The sequence below is a fragment of the Actinoallomurus oryzae genome (assembly GCF_039541955.1).
GTDB classification, from domain to species: domain Bacteria; phylum Actinomycetota; class Actinomycetes; order Streptosporangiales; family Streptosporangiaceae; genus Actinoallomurus; species Actinoallomurus oryzae.
Genome location: NZ_BAABHF010000026.1, coordinates 12,548 through 27,750 on the forward strand (window position 1 = coordinate 12,548; position 15,203 = coordinate 27,750).

Here is a 15,203-nt window from a genome sequence, read left to right on the forward strand (position 1 = left end):
GCCTGGCCGACAGCACGGCCGAACCGCGGGTGCGCGTCGTCTGGCGGCATGACAAGGTTTAGGCGTGCCATTGCCCCCCGACACTCCCGAGTTGGCAGATCTTGACCTGCTGCTCTCGATCGAGCGACTCGGAAGCCTCGGGCGGGCAGCCCGGGAGCTCGGCATCTCCCAGCCGGCGGCGAGCGCGCGGATCCGGCTGCTCGAACGCCGGCTCGGACTCGTGCTGCTCGACCGCTCGCCCACAGGTTCGCGCCTGACCCAGGCCGGGACCAGCATCGCCGAATGGGCGCGCGATGTCATGGCGACCACGACACGGTTGCTCGCCGGGGCGGCCGCGCTGCGCAACGTGGAGAACGGCTGGCTTCGGGTGGCCGCCAGCATGACCGTGGCGGAGTACCTCATGCCTCGGTGGCTGGTCGCATTGCGCCGTGAGCTGCCCGAGCTGACGGTCGCGCTCCGGGCGGAGAACTCGCACGACGTCGTGGAACTTCTGCGGGCCGGGAAGGTCGACCTGGGGTTCGTCGAAGACCCGGCCGCGCATGCCGACCTGTCCGAGCTGGTGATCGCCGACGACGAACTGGTCGTGGTGACCGGACCGGCGCACCCGTGGGCCGGCACGGACACGCCGATCACCAGCCGTGAGCTGGCCACCGGGCGTCTCGTGCTGCGCGAGCGTGGCTCGGGTACCCGCGAGACGCTGCACCGCGTGCTGGGCGACCTCCGCGACGACGATCCGCACCTCGAGCTCTCCTCGACCACGGCGATCAAGGAGGCGGTCGGTGCCGGAGCCGGCGCCGCCGTGCTCAGCGCCCTGGCCGTCGAGCGTGAGCTGCGCACCGGCCAGTTGATACGGATTCCGGTGACCGGAATGGAACTGACCCGCACGTTGCGTGCGGTCTGGCGCCGCCAGACCACCCTGTCCACCCAGGGCAGGGCCCTGCTCAGGATCGCCACCCGCACGAGGTCCGCCTCGCGGGGACTGAGAGGGACGGCCGGCGACGGCCGGCGCCGAGCGGGCGAGCCGAGTCGGCGACCTGGACCGCATGAGCGGCTCTGAGCGCGGAAGCCGGACAGGCGCGCGGGGCAAGGAACCTGGACAGACGCGCGAGGTGGAGAGACACAGCGTGTTCAGTGGAAAAGGATGGTCTGTACGCCCGACAGGACGGCCGTCAGGGCGGAAAGGACGCTGACCACGGCGAGCGTGCCCCGGCGAGACGCCACGCCTCGGTCGCGGAGTGAGACGCCGCGCCGGTAGCGCCGCCGGCCCAGGACGTGCACCGCCCAGCCCGAGCACAGCGTCCCGACGCCGAGTCCCAGACTCGCGAGGTGCGAACCGCCGTGCCCGAGATGCATCAGCAGCGCACCGAACGCCGCGAACGAGAGCGCGGTCCGGTCCCACGCCAGGCGCGTACGCTCCCACTGCAGTCCGGGCCTGGCCGCCTCGCGTTTCTCTGCGCTCACGAACGGCCTGTGCCGCGGTATCGGCCGCTCACCTCGGGCGCCCAAGGGCCGACGCGCACGGTCATGAGGGGCCTCCGGCGCCGCGCACGACGAGGACGACCGCGCCCACGGCCACCAGGCTCAAGCCGAGCGCCAGGACTCGTGGTACCGACGAGCGCGGCAGCGGCCGGCTCATTCGCATCGCCCGTTCGTTCCGCTCCCAGCGGGCGTAACTCGACGCGGAGATCAGCAAGGCCAAGGTCAGCAGTATGAGGCCCAGCACTGTCCGGCCGCCGGGGATGCTGAAGTGGGGCACGAGCTGAACGACGCCGACCCCACCGGCGAGCAGCCCGAGGGACGTCCGGATCCAGGCCAGGAAGGTTCGTTCGTTCGCGAGCGAGAACCGGTAGTCGGGGTCCTCGCCGACCTCGTCCAAAGCCTGCTTTCGGGTGCGCCAGGTGCTGGGCACGGCCACCTCCGTTACGCATGACGGCACGTCGGCCGAACACTAACCACCGGCCCCGATCGTTCCGTCGTTCCGAGGAGGGTCATAACCCAGGCCTATGGCCCCATCACGTACTGACCGCTACCGGCGGCCCCGGCATCGTGCGCATGGTTGTCAGGTGCGATATGGCTTCGCGATCGATCAGCGCACGTGTATCGGCTGTCACGCGTGCACGGTGGCGTGCAAGACAGAACATGAAATCCCCGTGGGACAGTTCCGCACGTGGGTGAAGTACGTGGAGAAGGGGGAGTTCCCGGCCACGTCCCGTGAGTTCGGCGTGATGCGCTGCAATCACTGCACCGATGCGCCGTGCGTCAAGATCTGTCCGACCCAGGCGTTGTTCAAGCGTGAGGATGGCATCGTCGACTTCGACGGTGACCGCTGCATCGGCTGCAAGAGCTGCATGCAGGCGTGCCCATACGACGCGATCTACATCGACGCTGAAACCAACACGGCGGCGAAGTGCAACTTCTGTGCCCACCGAGTCGACCAGGATCTCGAGCCGGCCTGCGTCGTCGTATGCCCCACCCATTCCATCTGGGTCGGCGACCTCGACGATCCGGACAGCGGGATCAGCCGGCTGGTGAACACCAACCCCACGGCCGTACGTGCGCCCGAGCGGGACACCGGCCCCAACGTGTTCTATCTCGGCGCCGACCGCGCGGTGCTGGACCCGCTGGCCGCGCCGGTCGACGACGCCTACATCTGGGCGCAGCCGGACCGGCAGCGCCTCGACATGGCACGCGACGGGTACGGCGACGCTGAGACGAAGGCTCGCACCACGCTCAACACCGCGCATCCACGGCCCTGGGGCCGGCGGGTCATCACCTACCTGTGGACCAAGGCCGTTGGCGCGGGCGCTTTGCTCTTCGCCGCGCTGGCGCTGCTCCTCGGCACGGATCTCGGCCCGATCGGGCGGTTCGTCGCACCGGCCCTCGGGGTCGCGGGCGCCGCGAGCACCGGTGCGTTGCTGGTGTGGGACCTCAAGCGGCCGGAGAGGTTCCTGTATCTGTTTCTGCGGCCCAATCCGGCCTCTTGGCTGGTCTGGGGCGGTGTGGTGCTGTCCGCCTGTGCCGGCGCCGGTGGGCTGTGGCTGCTGTTCGGAGACTTCTCTGTGCTGCGCTGGCCGGCGATCCCGGTCGCCGCGATGACCGCCGGCTACACCGCCTTCCTGTTCGGGCAGGCCAAGGGAAGGCAGCTGTGGCAGTCGCCGGTGCTCTTCTGGCACTTGATCGTCCAGGCGGCGATGGCAGGCTCGGGCGCCCTCCTCGTGGCCGTGCCGTTCACCGACCTGGACGACGCCGCGACGCGTTTTCTGACCGCGGGATTCGCGGTCTCGGCAGTGTGCCACCTGCTGCTCCTCGCGTTCGAGTACGGGGGCGGGCATTCCGCCCGTGGCGCTTCGATCGCCGCGCACCTGGTGTTCCGTGGTCGTTACGCGAGGACATTCTGGCTGGGGGGTGTGCTGCCCGTGGTGGTGGCGATCCCGCTGGCGTTCCTCGGCCCGGCCGCAGGCGCCCTTTCCGGTCTCATCGCTCAGGGCGCCTTGCTGGCGTACGAGAGCGTCTACGTCCGCGCCGGCCAAGATGTGCCGCTCTCCTAGGGAGTCCCTCGCATGAGCATCGACCTTCCGGGCGCCCGCAACCACGAACGGCTGCGGAACTACCCGCCACCCGAGACGTGGGACCATCACGTCGAGAACGACGCGAAGGCGCACCCGCGCAAGGTGCCGCGCGAATACATGCTGATCCCGACCACCTGCTTCAACTGCGAGTCGGCCTGCGGGCTTCTCGCCTACGTCGAGAAGCCGGACCTGTCGATCAAGAAGGTCACCGGTAATCCGGCGCATCCGGGTTCGCGAGGACGTAACTGCGCCAAGGGGCCCGCCACCATCAACCAGCTGAACGATCCCGAACGCATCCTGTATCCGCTGCGCCGTACCGGCGAACGGGGGAGCGGTTCCTGGGAGCGGGTCACCTGGGACGAGGCACTGGATGACATCGCCGCGCGCATCCGTCGGGCGATCGTGGAGGACCGCAACGATGAGATCCTTTACCACGTCGGCCGTCCCGGCGAGGACGGCTTCGCCGAACGGTTCCTCCAGGCGTGGGGGGTCGACGGGCACAACAGCCACACCAACATCTGCTCCAGCGGCGCCCGCTTCGGCTACAGCATGTGGGGCGGATACGACCGCCCGTCGCCCGATTACGCCAATGCCAAGGTCATTCTGCTGCTGTCAAGCCATCTGGAGACCGGCCACTACTTCAACCCGCACGCCCAGCGGATCATGGAGGGAAAGCTGGATGGCGCGAAACTGGTCGTGCTGGACCCCCGTATGTCCAACACGGCCGCACGCGCTGATGTGTGGCTGGCCCCATGGCCGGGCAGCGAGGCCGCGATCCTGCTGGCGGTGGCGTCCTACCTGATCCGTACCCGGCAGCTGGCGACGGACTATCTTCGTCGCTGGCTCAACTGGGAGACGTATCTGGAGCGGTTGCATCCGGAGGCGCCCCGCGATTTCGACACCTTCCTGGACCGCCTGGAGGCCGATTACTCCTCCTACACCTTCGAGTTCGCCGCGCAGGAGGCCCGCGTACCGGTGGAGCGGATCGAGGAGCTGGCCGAGATCGTGGCCGGTGCGGGCACGCGGCTCGCGGCCCATATCTGGCGTGCCGCCGCCGCGGGCAATCTCGGCGGCTGGCAGGTGGCCCGGTCCCTGTTCTTTCTCAACGTGCTCACCGGCAGTGTCGGTACCAAGGGCGGCACCAGCCCGAACGGCTGGAACAAGTTCGTCGCGCACGGCCCGAACATGCCCGCCGCGCACGAACGTTGGAACGAGACTCTGTGGCCGCGGGAGTATCCGATGTCCACGAACGAGATGTCGATTCTGCTCCCGCACTTCCTCGCCGACGGCCGGGCCAGGCTCGAGGTCTATTTCAGCAGGGTCTACAACCCCGTCTGGACCAATCCGGACGGCTTCATGTGGGTGGAGGCGCTGAGCAGTACGGAGCAGGTGGGCTGCCACGTGGCGCTCACGCCGACCTGGTCGGAGACGGCGGCCTATGCCGACTACGTACTGCCGATGGGCCACTCGACGGAGCGGCACGACATCCACTCGTACGAGACCCACGCTGGGCGCTGGCTGGGATTCCGGCAGCCGGTTCGCCGAGTGGCCATGGACAAACTGGGTCAGACCTACCACGACACGCGTGACGCGAATCCGGGCGAGGTCTGGGAGGAGAACGAATTCTGGTTCGAGCTGTCCTGGCGGATCGACCCGGATGGCGAGCTGGGGATCCGCAAGTACTTCGAATCGCCGTACCGGCCCGGCGAGAAGATCACCGTCGATGAGTACTACCGGCACGTTTTCGAGAATGCCGTGCCGGGACTTCCCGAGAAGGCGGCCGCGACCGGCCTGGCCCCCCTGGAGTACATGCGCAAGTTCGGGGTCGTGGAGATCGACTCGGAGGTCTACCGGGTCGACGAGCGGCCGCCGGCGCCCGATGAGCTGCAGGGCGCCGAGGCCGATGAGAACGGTGTGCTGCGTCGTCCGACCAGCCCGGACTCGGTTCCACCACTCATCGGCGAGGCCGGGTCGGTCGGGGTCCGGCACGAGGACGGCACGGTGACGGTCGGCTGGCTCACGCCCTCGCGGAAGCTGGAGATCTACTCCACGGCGCTCGCCGATTTCGGCTGGCCGGAGCACGCGACCCCCGGCTACATCGAGTCGCACGTGTCGCGTCACCAGGTCGACGTGGAGGCAGGGCAGCTCGTCCTCATGCCGACGTTCCGGCTTCCCACCCTCGTTCACACCCGGTCCGGCAACGCCAAGTACCTCAACGAGATAAGCAACACCCACCCACTGTGGGTGAACCCGCAAGACGCCGGTGGAATCGCCACGGGCGATCTCGTCCGTGTCCATACCGAGATCGGCCATCTCGTGGTCCGGGTCTGGGTCACCGCGGGAATCCGGCCGGGGGTGGTCGCCCTGTCGCACCACATGGGTCGCTGGAGGCTGCACGAACAGGACGGCAGCCGGTGGGTGAGTGGCCTGGTCGACCTGCGGCGTAGCGATGAGGGGGTCTGGCGGCTGCGCTATCGCGAACGGGTGCGGCCATTCGCGTCCACCGACCCCGACAGCTCCCGGATCAGCTGGGACGATCCCGGCGTGCACCAGAACCTCGCCTTCGCGGTGCATCCTGACCCCTTGTCGGGAATGCATTGCTGGCACCAGAAAGTGCGGCTAGCTCCGGTGGAGCCGGGTGACGAGTACGGCGACGTCGTCGTGGACACGCGGAAGTCTCGCGCCGTGTACCGGGAGTGGCTGGCGAAGACGCGGCCGGGTCCGAACGCGGACGGGCTACGCCGCCCCGAGTTCATGATGCGGCCGGTGAAGCCCAAGAGGCGGGCCTTTCATGTCTGAGTGCGAGCGATCGATCCACACCGCGCTCGCCTCGGTCGATGATCCCGAGATCCACCGTCCGATCACCGAACTCGGCATGGTCGGCGGAGTCCGCGTCGGCAAGCGCGGCCGGGTGAGCGTGCGGCTTCTTCTCACGACCTCCGGCTGCCCGCTTCGGGAACGGCTGCGAGCCGACGTCGAGGCCGCCGTTCGCGGTCTGCCGGGCATCCGGCATGTCGACGTCGAGTTCGCGACGATGACGGCGCGGCAGCGGGCCGAACTGGGCGAGCGGGTACGCGCGCAGTTCGGAGGCGTGCGCGGCGTACTGAACGACCGCCCCGCGGTATACGCCGTCGCGAGCGGCAAGGGCGGGGTCGGCAAGTCGACCGTGACGGCGAACCTGGCGGTGGCGCTGGCCCGCACCGGCAAGAGGGTCGGCGTGCTGGACGCGGACGTGTGGGGTCACTCGATCCCGCTGCTGTTCGGAGTCGACCGTGCTCCGGTCGCTCTGGGTGGCGCCATGCTGCCCGTCGAGGCCCACGGCGTCCGACTCATGTCGACCGGATTCTTCGTCAGCGACGACGAGCCGCTGATATGGCGCGGGCCCATGCTCCACAAGGCGCTCCAGCAGTTCCTGGACGATGTGCACTGGGGCGAGCTCGACGTGCTGCTCGTCGACCTGCCACCGGGCACCGGCGACATCGCCATCTCGCTACTCGAACTCGTACCCGACGCGCAGGTCGTCGTCGTCACGACCCCTCAGCCGGCAGCCCAGCAGGTGGCCCGGAGCGCCGGGCGGATGGCGGCCGACCTCGGAATCGCGATCGCGGGAGTGGTGGAGAACATGTCGCAGTTCGCCTGTGCGTGCGGCCGGCATACGCCGCTGTTCGGTGCCGGAGGGGGTACCGCGCTGGCCGACGGGCTGGGCGTTTCGCTGCTCGGCAGGGTTCCTCTCGACGTGGAGCTGCGGGAGTCGGGCGACATCGGTGTCCCGGTCGTGGCCGGCCGTCCGGACGCGCCGTCCGCGTCCGCGCTACGAGACATCGCCGGATCGCTGCCCGAGTCGAGGAAGAGCCTCATCGGAGTGTCGCTGCCCCTGCAAGCGCTTTGAGACGGTCCGTCTCTGTGAGAGGCTCAGCGCTCGCCAGGTCCGCGACGGAAGGCCGGAGCCTCCCTGCGGAGGCCGCGCGGAACGGCCCGCATTACCTCCCGGGTAATCGCCGGTGGGCGGGGAGGCGGGTAGCGTGCGGGCACTATGGTTACCGCTACCGCCACCCGGCCCGTCGGGGATCTGCTGCGTGACTGGCGTCGCCGCCGCCGGCTCAGCCAGCTGGAGCTGTCCAACGAGGCCGGGATCTCCACCCGTCACCTCAGTTTTCTGGAGACCGGGCGTGCCAGGCCGAGCCGCGACATGGTGCTACGGCTCACCGAACGCCTCGACGTGCCCCTGCGCGATCGGAACGGCCTGCTCATGGCGGCCGGGTTCGCGCCCGTCTACCGGGAGCGGTCGATCGACTCGCCGGAGATGCGGCCGGCGCGGGAGGCACTCAACCGGGTGCTCGACGGGCACGAGCCGTACCCCGCCATCGTCGTCGACCGGGTCTGGAACCTCGTCATGGCGAACGAGGCGGCCATGCTCTTCCTGGAGGGCGTGCCCGAGGACCTGGTGCGTCCGCCGATCAACATCCACCGGCTCGCGCTGCATCCGCGTGGGCTCGCCGCGCGTGCGGTCAACCTGCCGGAGGTGCGGGCGCACCTCGTCGCGCGGATGGCGCGGCAGGTCGCGCTGACGGGGGACCCGGAGCTCACGGCGCTGCACGAGGAGACCCGGGCGTACGGCGGCGGCGCCGATGACGGTCCGCACGAGCCGTCCCACGACATCGCGCTGCCCACCCGGCTGCGGTACGACGACCAGGTGCTCGCCTTCTTCAGCACGGTCACGACCTTCGGCACCGCCGAGGACGTCACCCTCGCCGAGCTGGCCATCGAGGCGTTCTTCCCCGCCGACGAGGAGACCGCCGCCTTCCTGCGGCGGCGCGCCGAGACACGGCATGGCTGAGCACGGCCCCTCGGTCATGGCGACGCGCCCCGGCCGCGCCAGGAGAGGTCCTACTGGTCGATCCGGTCGTAGTGGATCTGGCCGGCGGGGACGCCGAGCTCGTCCAGGGCCGTGACCGTGCGCTGGATCATCTCCGGCGGTCCCGCCACGTAGGCGTCGTGGCGCGACCAGTCGGGGAAGCGGTCGAGCACGTCCGGTACGAGGCCGTGCAGGCCGTCGTGGGACGGGTCCTCGGACACGACCGGGACGACCCGCAGCCACGGCGTCCGATCTTCCAGGGCCCGCAGGTCCGGCAGGTCGTACAGGTCGGCGGACGTGCGTGCGCCGACGAGCAGGTGGATGTCGCGGCGCAGGTCCTTCTCGACCGCCTCCTCGACCAGGGCCTTGAGCGGGGCCAGGCCGGTGCCGCCGGCGACGCAGAGGATGGGGCGGTCGGAGTCGAGGTCGAGGGTCATCGTGCCGGCCGCGTGGCCGAGCAGCAGCGTGTCGCCGATCTTGGTGTGCCGGACGAGCGTCCCGCCGACCCACCCCCCGGGCAGCGCGCGTACGTGGAAGCGCAGCAGCCCGTCCGGGCGCGGGGCGTTGGCGACGGAGTACGGCCGCCACGTCCACGGCCAGCGCGCGGTCTGGACGGTGACGTACTGGCCCGCCCGGTACGGGAGCGTCGAGCCGGGGCGTACGGTCAGCGCCGCGACGTCGGGCCGGCGCAGCTCGTGCTCGACGACCTCCGCGGTCCACCACGGCGGCAGCGGCGAGGACTCGGCGGCCTCGGCCATCATCGTGGCCGCGGTGGCGTAGGCGTGCCGCCACGCGCACTCCATCTCGGCGGTCCAGGCGTCACCGCCGAACCTGCGCAGCGTGGCCAGCAGCGCCCGCCCCATCGCGTCGTAGTGCTCGCGTGTCACCCCGAACCTGTGGTGGTCACGGCCCAGCCGCGACAGGAACGTCGACAGAGTGCCGGGGCTGTCGATGCTCCAGACGATCTTCCGGAGGGCGTGGAAGAAACGATCGCGCTGGTGGTTCATGGCCGGCGGGAAGAGCGCGCGCAGGCGCGGGTTCTCGGCGAATAGGCGGCCGTAGAAATAGCCTGAAATGTCCTCCTCTTTCCCCTCGAAGAGGGCAAAGCTCTCTTTGATGATCCGGGGATTCATCGATTTCATCAATCCCCCCACTGTCGGTTCGATGACCTCGATCACATTTCCCCCGGAGGAAGTTTCGCATCTCACCAGGGAGAACATCAACCACCTACGGCGGTAGAGTCCGGGCATATACGTACTGTAATCAGTAATCGATTATTTGTGATCGGAGAGTGATTGCCGGGCGGTGACAAATACCGACCGGTATAAGATCGTTTTACTGGCGTCGCTGATATCCTCACCTCTGAGAGTGTTAGAAGAAATACCAACGAGTTCGAAGGATTGTTCACTCGGGAGCGGGTTCCGTCATCCCGTGGCGAGGCGCCGCCGGGCGAGGCGCCCGCCGAGGGCGGCCGGCGCGCACCCGGCGGATCCGCCCGGAAGGTGGTGGATCGGGCGCTTGGTGGGGATGGGCCCGAAAGGCGCGGCTATGCGCAATGATGATCAGAAGCGATCAGGCGCCCGTAGGCGCGGCGTTCAGGAGGGGGCTCTGGCATGGCAGGGGCGACGTACGGCGCGGTTCCCCCGCTCATCGGAATCACGTCCGGCCTCGAAGCCGCGCGCTGGGCCGACTGGGTACGCGAGGCGGTGCTGCTCCCGGTGGCGTACCAGCGAGCGCTCGAACGAGCGCGTGCCGTGCCCGTCCTCGTGCCGCCCTCGGTCCGTGCCACGATCCCGGTCCTCATCGAGCGGCTCGACGGCCTCATCTTCTCCGGCGGCGGCGACATCGAGCCGTCCCGGTACGGCGAGGAGCCGCACGAGCAGACCGGCCCGCCGCAGCCGCACCGCGACCGCTTCGAGTTCGCGCTCCTGCGCGCGGCGATCGACGCGGACCTGCCCTTCCTCGCCATCGGCCGCGGCATGCAGGCGCTCAACGTCATACGCGAGGGCAGCCTCATCCAGCACCTGCCCGATGTCGTCGGCGGTCACGCGCACCAGCCCTCGCCGGGCCGGTTCGGCCGGCACCGGGTCCAGATCAGCGCGACCAGCATGCTCGGCAAGACCCTCGGTGATCACGCCGAGGTGATGAGCGGCCACCACCAGGCGGTCCGGCGGCTGGGCAAGGGCCTGTCCACGGTCGCCTGGGCCGACGATCAGATCATCGAGGCGATCGAGCTCCAGGGACACCGCTTCGGCGTCGGCGTGCAGTGGCACCCGGAAGAGGCCGACGACCCACGCCTCATCGAGGCGCTCGTCGCCGAGGCCCGCGGCTGAGAGAACGCCGGAACCCCTTCGGGCGAGCCCTGGTCTCCGCGCGAACTCACCGGCCCGGGGCCGCGAGGCGCCTGGGATAGGGTCGGCGCAAGCCGAGTCTGGAGGTCGAACGCATGCCGCTGCATCCGCAGTCAGTCGCGTTCCTGGAGGTCATGCGGACCGGCGCGGCCCCGGCGGAGCCCGATATCGCCGAAATGCGCGCCGCCACCCGGATGAGCCCCCACCGGGGCATCGGGCCGGAGCTGACGGCGGTCGAGGACGCCGCCGTCGGCGCGATCCCGATCCGCACCTACCGCCCGGCGGACGGCGTGCTGCCCGCGCTCGTCTACTTCCACGGCGGCGGCTGGTCGATCGGCGACCTGAACTCCGCCGACCCGATGTGCCGCCGGCTCGCCGCCGAGGCGCGCTGCGTCGTCGTCAGCGCCGACTACCGGCTGGCGCCCGAGCACCCGTTCCCGGCCGCGGTCGAGGACGCCTTCGCGGTGACGGCCGACGTCGTACGGCGCGCCGGGCACTACGGGGTCGCACCGGACGCGGTGGCCGTGGGCGGTGACAGCGCCGGCGGCAACCTCGCGGCCGTCGTCGCGCGCCTCGCCCGCGACGAGGGCATGGCGCTCGCCCACCAGCTGCTGATGTGCCCCAACACCGACTCCGGGCTCGACTCGCCCAGCTTCACCGAGTTCGGCGAGGGCTACGGCCTGAGCGCGGCCGCGATGGCCTGGTTCTTCGGGCACTACCTCGGCGCCGCCGACCGCTCCGACCCGCGTGTCGCGCCGCTGCGCGCCCCCGACCTGCCCGGGCTGCCGCCGGCGACGGTCCTCACGGCCGAGTACGACATCCTCCGCGACGAGGGAGAGGAGTACGCCCGCGCCCTCGCCGCCGCCGGCGTGCCGGTCGAGCTTCGCCGTTTCGACGGCATGATCCACAATTTCATCACGATGCCGGAGGTGTTCGACGACGCCGCCGGCGCCCGCGCGTGGGCGGCGGACCGTCTCCGGCGCTCGTTCGGTCAGGAGGAGCGATGAGCTACGCGTCGTACGAGCGACTGAAGATCGACTGGGCCGCCGACGGAGTCCTGCGAGTGACGCTGAGCGCGCCCGGACGGCTCAACGCCGTCGACGCGACCGGCCACCGCGAGCTCGCCGAGATCTGGCGCGACGCGGACGCCGACGACGACGTGCGCGCCATCGTCGTCCGCGGCGAGGGCACGGCGTTCTCGGCCGGCGGCGACCTCGACATGATCGAGGAGATGATGGCCGACTACGAGGTGCGCTCCCGCGTCCTGCGCGAGGCCCGCGACATCGTCTACAACGTCATCAACTGCGCCAAGCCGGTCGTGAGCGCGATCCAGGGCCCGGCGGTCGGCGCGGGACTCGCCGTCGCCCTGCTCGCCGACATCTCGGTCGCCGGCCGCACCGCGAAGATCATCGACGGCCACACCCGGCTCGGCGTCGCCGCCGGCGACCACGCCGCGATCGTCTGGCCGCTGCTGTGCGGGCTGGCCAAGGCCAAGTACCACCTGCTGCTGTGCGAGCCGTTGACGGGCGAGGAAGCCGAGCGCATCGGGCTGGTCAGCGTCTGCGTCGACGACGACGAGGTGCACGAGAAGGCCCTGGAGATCGCCGGCCGCCTCGCCGGGGGAGCCACCCAGGCCATCGGGTTCACCAAGCTGGCGCTCAACAACTGGCTCCGCACGGCCGGCCCCGCCTTCGACGCGTCGCTCGCGATGGAGTTCTTCGGCTTCGCCGGCCCGGACCTGCGCGAGGGCGTCCGTGCCCTCCGCGAGAAGCGCTCACCGAGGTTCTGAGCACCGGGTCAGGTGAACCGCTCCTGGAGCGCGGCCAGGCCGGTGGCGAAGATGCCACGCGCGAACGTCTTGGTCAGCCAGGCCTCGTCCTGAGCGTCGGCGTCGTAGCGCGCGAACCACTCGGCGAAGGCGAGCCCGGTGTCCGTCACCGGCGCGACCCTCAGCGTCGCGCGGTAGAACCGGACCGGGAACGGCCCCTCGAACAGGTCGTACGTCGAGGTGCGCTCGCCGTCGTCCAGCGCGACCAGGCGTTCGCGGAATACCTCACCGCCCGGCCCCGTCAGCCGGCGCACCGAGCCGACCTGGTCGCCGGCGCCGTGCTCCAGCTCGCCCGTCACGATGCCCGGATGCCACTCGGCGATGTTGCCGAAGTCGCGGAGGTAGGCCCACACCCGGTCGGCGGAGACCGGCAGGACGGTGCTGGCGTACGGCTTGGGCATCGAAATCGCTCCTGGTGTTGTGTTCTCCTGGATGAGGTTCCCTCCGATCCGGGGGAGCACGCGCGGACCGGGAGGGCGGATGCTGCTCGGAGATCTCGCTCATCGCGGCGGCGCGCTGTGGCCGTCGCGCACCGCCTTCGCCTGGACGGGCGGCCGCCGCACCTACGGGGAGCTCGCGGAGCGCGTCGAACGGCTGGCCGGGGTGTTCGCCGCCGGTGGCGTGCGGCCGGGCGGCCGGATCGCGCTGCTGACCGTCAACGCGCCGGAGGCGCTGGAGACCGCGTTCGCCGCGTCGCTGCTCGGCGCGTGTGTGGTGCCGCTCAACGTCCGCCTGGCGCCGGCCGAGATCCGCTTTCAGGTCGAGGACGCCGCCGCCGCGCACGCGGTGGTGCATCCCGCGCTCGAACCGCTCGCCCGCGCGTCCGGGCTGCTCGGCCTGGCCCACTGGGTGATCGGCGAGGAACTGGAGGCCCGGCTCGGCGCGGCCACCGGGTCGCTCCCGCCGCGGCCCGGCGACGACAGCCCGGTGATCAGCCTGTACACCTCCGGGACGACCGGGCGGCCGAAGGGCTGCCTGCTGACGAACCGCGGCTGGGTGGCCGCGACGGCCAACGCGGTGCAGGGGCTGGGCGTCACCGCCGACGACCGGCTGCTCGCGACGCTGCCGCTCTTCCACGTCGCCGGGTACGGCGCGGCGCTCGCTCATCTGGCGACGGGCGGCACCGTGGTCTTCCCGTCCGGCGCGGGCCTGGACGAGACGTGGTCGCTGGTGACCGCGCACGGCGTCACCGTGGCGATCTTCCCGGCCGGCATGCGCCGGGCGCTCCGGCACCCCGCGGCCCGGCCGATCCGCCTGGTGTACGGCATGGCGGGCACCGAGCGGGCCGCGACGCTGCGGATGCTCGCCGAGGCGGGCATCGACTACCGGGGCGTGTACGGCTCGACGGAGGCGGGCAACTTCGTGTCCGTCTCGACCCTCGCCGACGAGCTGGCGCGGCCGGGCACCGCCGGCCGCCCGCTGCCCGCCTTCGACGTGATGGTCGACGCGCCGCCGGGCGAGGTGGGGGAGCTGCTGGTCCGCGGCCCGTCGATGATGGCCGGGTACGCGAACCTGCCCGAGGCGACCGCAGAGACGCTGCGCGGCGGATTCCTGCACACGGGCGACGTGATGCGCCGCGACGATGACGGGTACCTCTTCTTCGTCGACCGCGCCAAGGACATGATCAAAACGGGCGGGGAGAACGTCTACTCCGCCGAGGTCGAACGCGTGCTGCTCGCCCACCCGGCGGTCGGCGACGCCGCGGTCATCGGCGTGCCCGACCGCCGCTGGGGCGAGGCGGTCAAGGCCCTGGTGGTGGTCCGCGAGCCGGTCGGCGCCGAGGAGCTGGACGCGCACTGCCGCGAGCGCCTCGGGGCGTTCAAGCGTCCGCGCTGGTACGAGTTCGCCGAGGCGATCCCGCGCAACCACTCCGGCAAGATCCTCAAACGCGACCTGCGCGCGGCGCACGACCCGGCCGTGGCCGTACGCCTGCCCGAGCGCTCCTGAACGCCCGTTGGCGGGACTTCGAGGCAGGCCCTACGAACCCGTGGTCACGGCCTTGAGCCCGTCGAGTGACTCGCGGATGAGCTGTGGCAGGTCCTTCTGCTCGCCCTCGCCGATCCAGCGGACGAACGCGACCTTGAAGACGGCGATTCCCGCCTCGGCGGCCAGGCTCGCGGCCAGGTCCGGGACGCCGCGCCCGCGCAGCGCGCCGGTGAGTGCCGAGGCGAGGGAGGACAGCTTGATCAGCTCGCGCTCGCGCAGCTCGGCGTTCGCGTCGATGATGGCCTGCCGCTGCCGGGAGAACTCACGGTCCAGGAGCACGGTGCCCGTGGTCTCCAGGGCCGCGGCCACCGCGTCGATCGGGGCGGCGGAGTCCGGCGCGTCGGTGACGGCGCGTACGAACAGGTCCTCGAGCACGGCCCCACCGGCGAACAGCACCTCACGCTTGTCGGCGTAGTGCCGGAAGAACGTGCGCTCCGTCAGCCCGGCCCGCTTGGCGATCTCCGCCACCGTGGTCTGTTCGAACCCGCGTTCGGCGTAGAGCTCCAGTGCCGCCTGCGCGAGCCTGCCGCGCGCGTTCGGCTGCCATCGACCCATGCCTCCGATCGTAGCCTGATGACAGCGACTGACATGCTTGCTGTATTGTGATGACAGCG

Annotated in this window: 14 protein-coding genes; 9 read left to right on the forward strand and 5 right to left on the reverse strand. The window is 70.6% G+C overall.

Annotated elements, in window-relative coordinates; all coding sequences use genetic code 11:
• Positions 1-91: 91 nt before the first annotated feature.
• Positions 92-1,057 carry a LysR family transcriptional regulator gene (locus ABEA10_RS25590; RefSeq protein WP_345468281.1) on the forward strand — a complete coding sequence of 322 codons (966 nt, stop codon included), beginning with the start codon at positions 92-94 and terminating at the stop codon, positions 1,055-1,057.
• 71 nt (positions 1,058-1,128) lie between these two features.
• Here ABEA10_RS25590 and ABEA10_RS25595 read toward each other — a convergent pair whose 3' ends face one another.
• Positions 1,129-1,461, reverse strand: coding sequence for a DUF202 domain-containing protein (locus tag ABEA10_RS25595; RefSeq protein WP_345468282.1), 333 nt, complete (start codon positions 1,459-1,461; stop codon positions 1,129-1,131).
• Positions 1,462-1,522: 61 nt separating this feature from the next.
• Complete coding sequence (locus ABEA10_RS25600; protein WP_345468283.1) at positions 1,523-1,909, reverse strand: YidH family protein; 387 nt, start codon at positions 1,907-1,909, stop codon at positions 1,523-1,525.
• 94 nt (positions 1,910-2,003) lie between these two features.
• Here ABEA10_RS25600 and ABEA10_RS25605 point away from each other — a divergent pair, with 94 nt between their 5' ends.
• The 4 genes from ABEA10_RS25605 to ABEA10_RS25620 all read left to right on the forward strand — a co-directional run bounded on the left by ABEA10_RS25605 (position 2,004) and on the right by ABEA10_RS25620 (position 8,406).
• Entirely contained in the window at positions 2,004-3,548 is a 1,545-nt protein-coding gene (locus ABEA10_RS25605; protein ID WP_345468285.1) for a 4Fe-4S dicluster domain-containing protein, read from the forward strand.
• A gap of 12 nt (positions 3,549-3,560) precedes the next feature.
• Entirely contained in the window at positions 3,561-6,368 is a 2,808-nt protein-coding gene (locus ABEA10_RS25610) for a molybdopterin-dependent oxidoreductase (RefSeq protein WP_345468287.1), read from the forward strand.
• The gene (locus ABEA10_RS25615) at positions 6,361-7,458 is read left to right on the forward strand and encodes an Mrp/NBP35 family ATP-binding protein (RefSeq protein ID WP_345468289.1); all 1,098 of its coding nucleotides are present in this window, start codon (positions 6,361-6,363) and stop codon (positions 7,456-7,458) included. The genes ABEA10_RS25610 and ABEA10_RS25615 overlap by 8 nt, the downstream gene beginning before the upstream one ends.
• A gap of 144 nt (positions 7,459-7,602) precedes the next feature.
• Positions 7,603-8,406 carry a helix-turn-helix transcriptional regulator gene (locus ABEA10_RS25620; protein WP_345468290.1) on the forward strand — a complete coding sequence of 268 codons (804 nt, stop codon included), beginning with the start codon at positions 7,603-7,605 and terminating at the stop codon, positions 8,404-8,406.
• Between the two features lie 50 nt (positions 8,407-8,456).
• Here ABEA10_RS25620 and ABEA10_RS25625 read toward each other — a convergent pair whose 3' ends face one another.
• The gene (locus ABEA10_RS25625; RefSeq protein ID WP_345468292.1) at positions 8,457-9,557 is read right to left on the reverse strand and encodes a globin domain-containing protein; all 1,101 of its coding nucleotides are present in this window, start codon (positions 9,555-9,557) and stop codon (positions 8,457-8,459) included.
• Between the two features lie 480 nt (positions 9,558-10,037).
• On the opposite strand from ABEA10_RS25625, the gene ABEA10_RS25630 reads away from it, so the two are divergent.
• The 3 genes from ABEA10_RS25630 to ABEA10_RS25640 all read left to right on the forward strand — a co-directional run bounded on the left by ABEA10_RS25630 (position 10,038) and on the right by ABEA10_RS25640 (position 12,564).
• Positions 10,038-10,757 carry a gamma-glutamyl-gamma-aminobutyrate hydrolase family protein gene (locus ABEA10_RS25630; protein WP_345468294.1) on the forward strand — a complete coding sequence of 240 codons (720 nt, stop codon included), beginning with the start codon at positions 10,038-10,040 and terminating at the stop codon, positions 10,755-10,757.
• Between the two features lie 113 nt (positions 10,758-10,870).
• Positions 10,871-11,782: an alpha/beta hydrolase gene (locus tag ABEA10_RS25635; RefSeq protein ID WP_345468296.1), complete on the forward strand. Its 912-nt coding sequence runs from the start codon at positions 10,871-10,873 to the stop codon at positions 11,780-11,782.
• The gene (locus ABEA10_RS25640) at positions 11,779-12,564 is read left to right on the forward strand and encodes an enoyl-CoA hydratase/isomerase family protein (protein WP_345468298.1); all 786 of its coding nucleotides are present in this window, start codon (positions 11,779-11,781) and stop codon (positions 12,562-12,564) included. The genes ABEA10_RS25635 and ABEA10_RS25640 overlap by 4 nt, the downstream gene beginning before the upstream one ends.
• Positions 12,565-12,572: 8 nt before the next feature.
• Here the strand turns inward: ABEA10_RS25640 and ABEA10_RS25645 are convergent, their stop codons facing one another.
• Positions 12,573-13,004: an SRPBCC family protein gene (locus ABEA10_RS25645; protein ID WP_329235996.1), complete on the reverse strand. Its 432-nt coding sequence runs from the start codon at positions 13,002-13,004 to the stop codon at positions 12,573-12,575.
• 79 nt (positions 13,005-13,083) lie between these two features.
• On the opposite strand from ABEA10_RS25645, the gene ABEA10_RS25650 reads away from it, so the two are divergent.
• Positions 13,084-14,550, forward strand: coding sequence for a class I adenylate-forming enzyme family protein (locus ABEA10_RS25650; RefSeq protein WP_345468302.1), 1,467 nt, complete (start codon positions 13,084-13,086; stop codon positions 14,548-14,550).
• A gap of 30 nt (positions 14,551-14,580) precedes the next feature.
• Here ABEA10_RS25650 and ABEA10_RS25655 read toward each other — a convergent pair whose 3' ends face one another.
• Complete coding sequence (locus tag ABEA10_RS25655) at positions 14,581-15,144, reverse strand: TetR/AcrR family transcriptional regulator (protein ID WP_345468304.1); 564 nt, start codon at positions 15,142-15,144, stop codon at positions 14,581-14,583.
• Positions 15,145-15,203: the final 59 nt, after the last annotated feature.

Bases quoted from the DNA above. Each gene is read 5' to 3' on its own strand.
- ABEA10_RS25605 (WP_345468285.1), top strand. From the start codon at position 2,004: ATGGCCCCATCACGTACTGACCGCTACCGGCGGCCCCGGCATCGTGCG.
- ABEA10_RS25640 (WP_345468298.1), top strand. From the start codon at position 11,779: ATGAGCTACGCGTCGTACGAGCGACTGAAGATCGACTGGGCCGCCGAC.
- ABEA10_RS25625 (WP_345468292.1), bottom strand. From the start codon at position 9,557: ATGAATCCCCGGATCATCAAAGAGAGCTTTGCCCTCTTCGAGGGGAAA.
- ABEA10_RS25645 (WP_329235996.1), bottom strand. From the start codon at position 13,004: ATGCCCAAGCCGTACGCCAGCACCGTCCTGCCGGTCTCCGCCGACCGG.
- ABEA10_RS25650 (WP_345468302.1), top strand. From the start codon at position 13,084: ATGCTGCTCGGAGATCTCGCTCATCGCGGCGGCGCGCTGTGGCCGTCG.
- ABEA10_RS25630 (WP_345468294.1), top strand. From the start codon at position 10,038: ATGGCAGGGGCGACGTACGGCGCGGTTCCCCCGCTCATCGGAATCACG.
- ABEA10_RS25615 (WP_345468289.1), top strand. From the start codon at position 6,361: ATGTCTGAGTGCGAGCGATCGATCCACACCGCGCTCGCCTCGGTCGAT.
- ABEA10_RS25635 (WP_345468296.1), top strand. From the start codon at position 10,871: ATGCCGCTGCATCCGCAGTCAGTCGCGTTCCTGGAGGTCATGCGGACC.
- ABEA10_RS25655 (WP_345468304.1), bottom strand. From the start codon at position 15,144: ATGGGTCGATGGCAGCCGAACGCGCGCGGCAGGCTCGCGCAGGCGGCA.
- ABEA10_RS25610 (WP_345468287.1), top strand. From the start codon at position 3,561: ATGAGCATCGACCTTCCGGGCGCCCGCAACCACGAACGGCTGCGGAAC.
- ABEA10_RS25620 (WP_345468290.1), top strand. From the start codon at position 7,603: ATGGTTACCGCTACCGCCACCCGGCCCGTCGGGGATCTGCTGCGTGAC.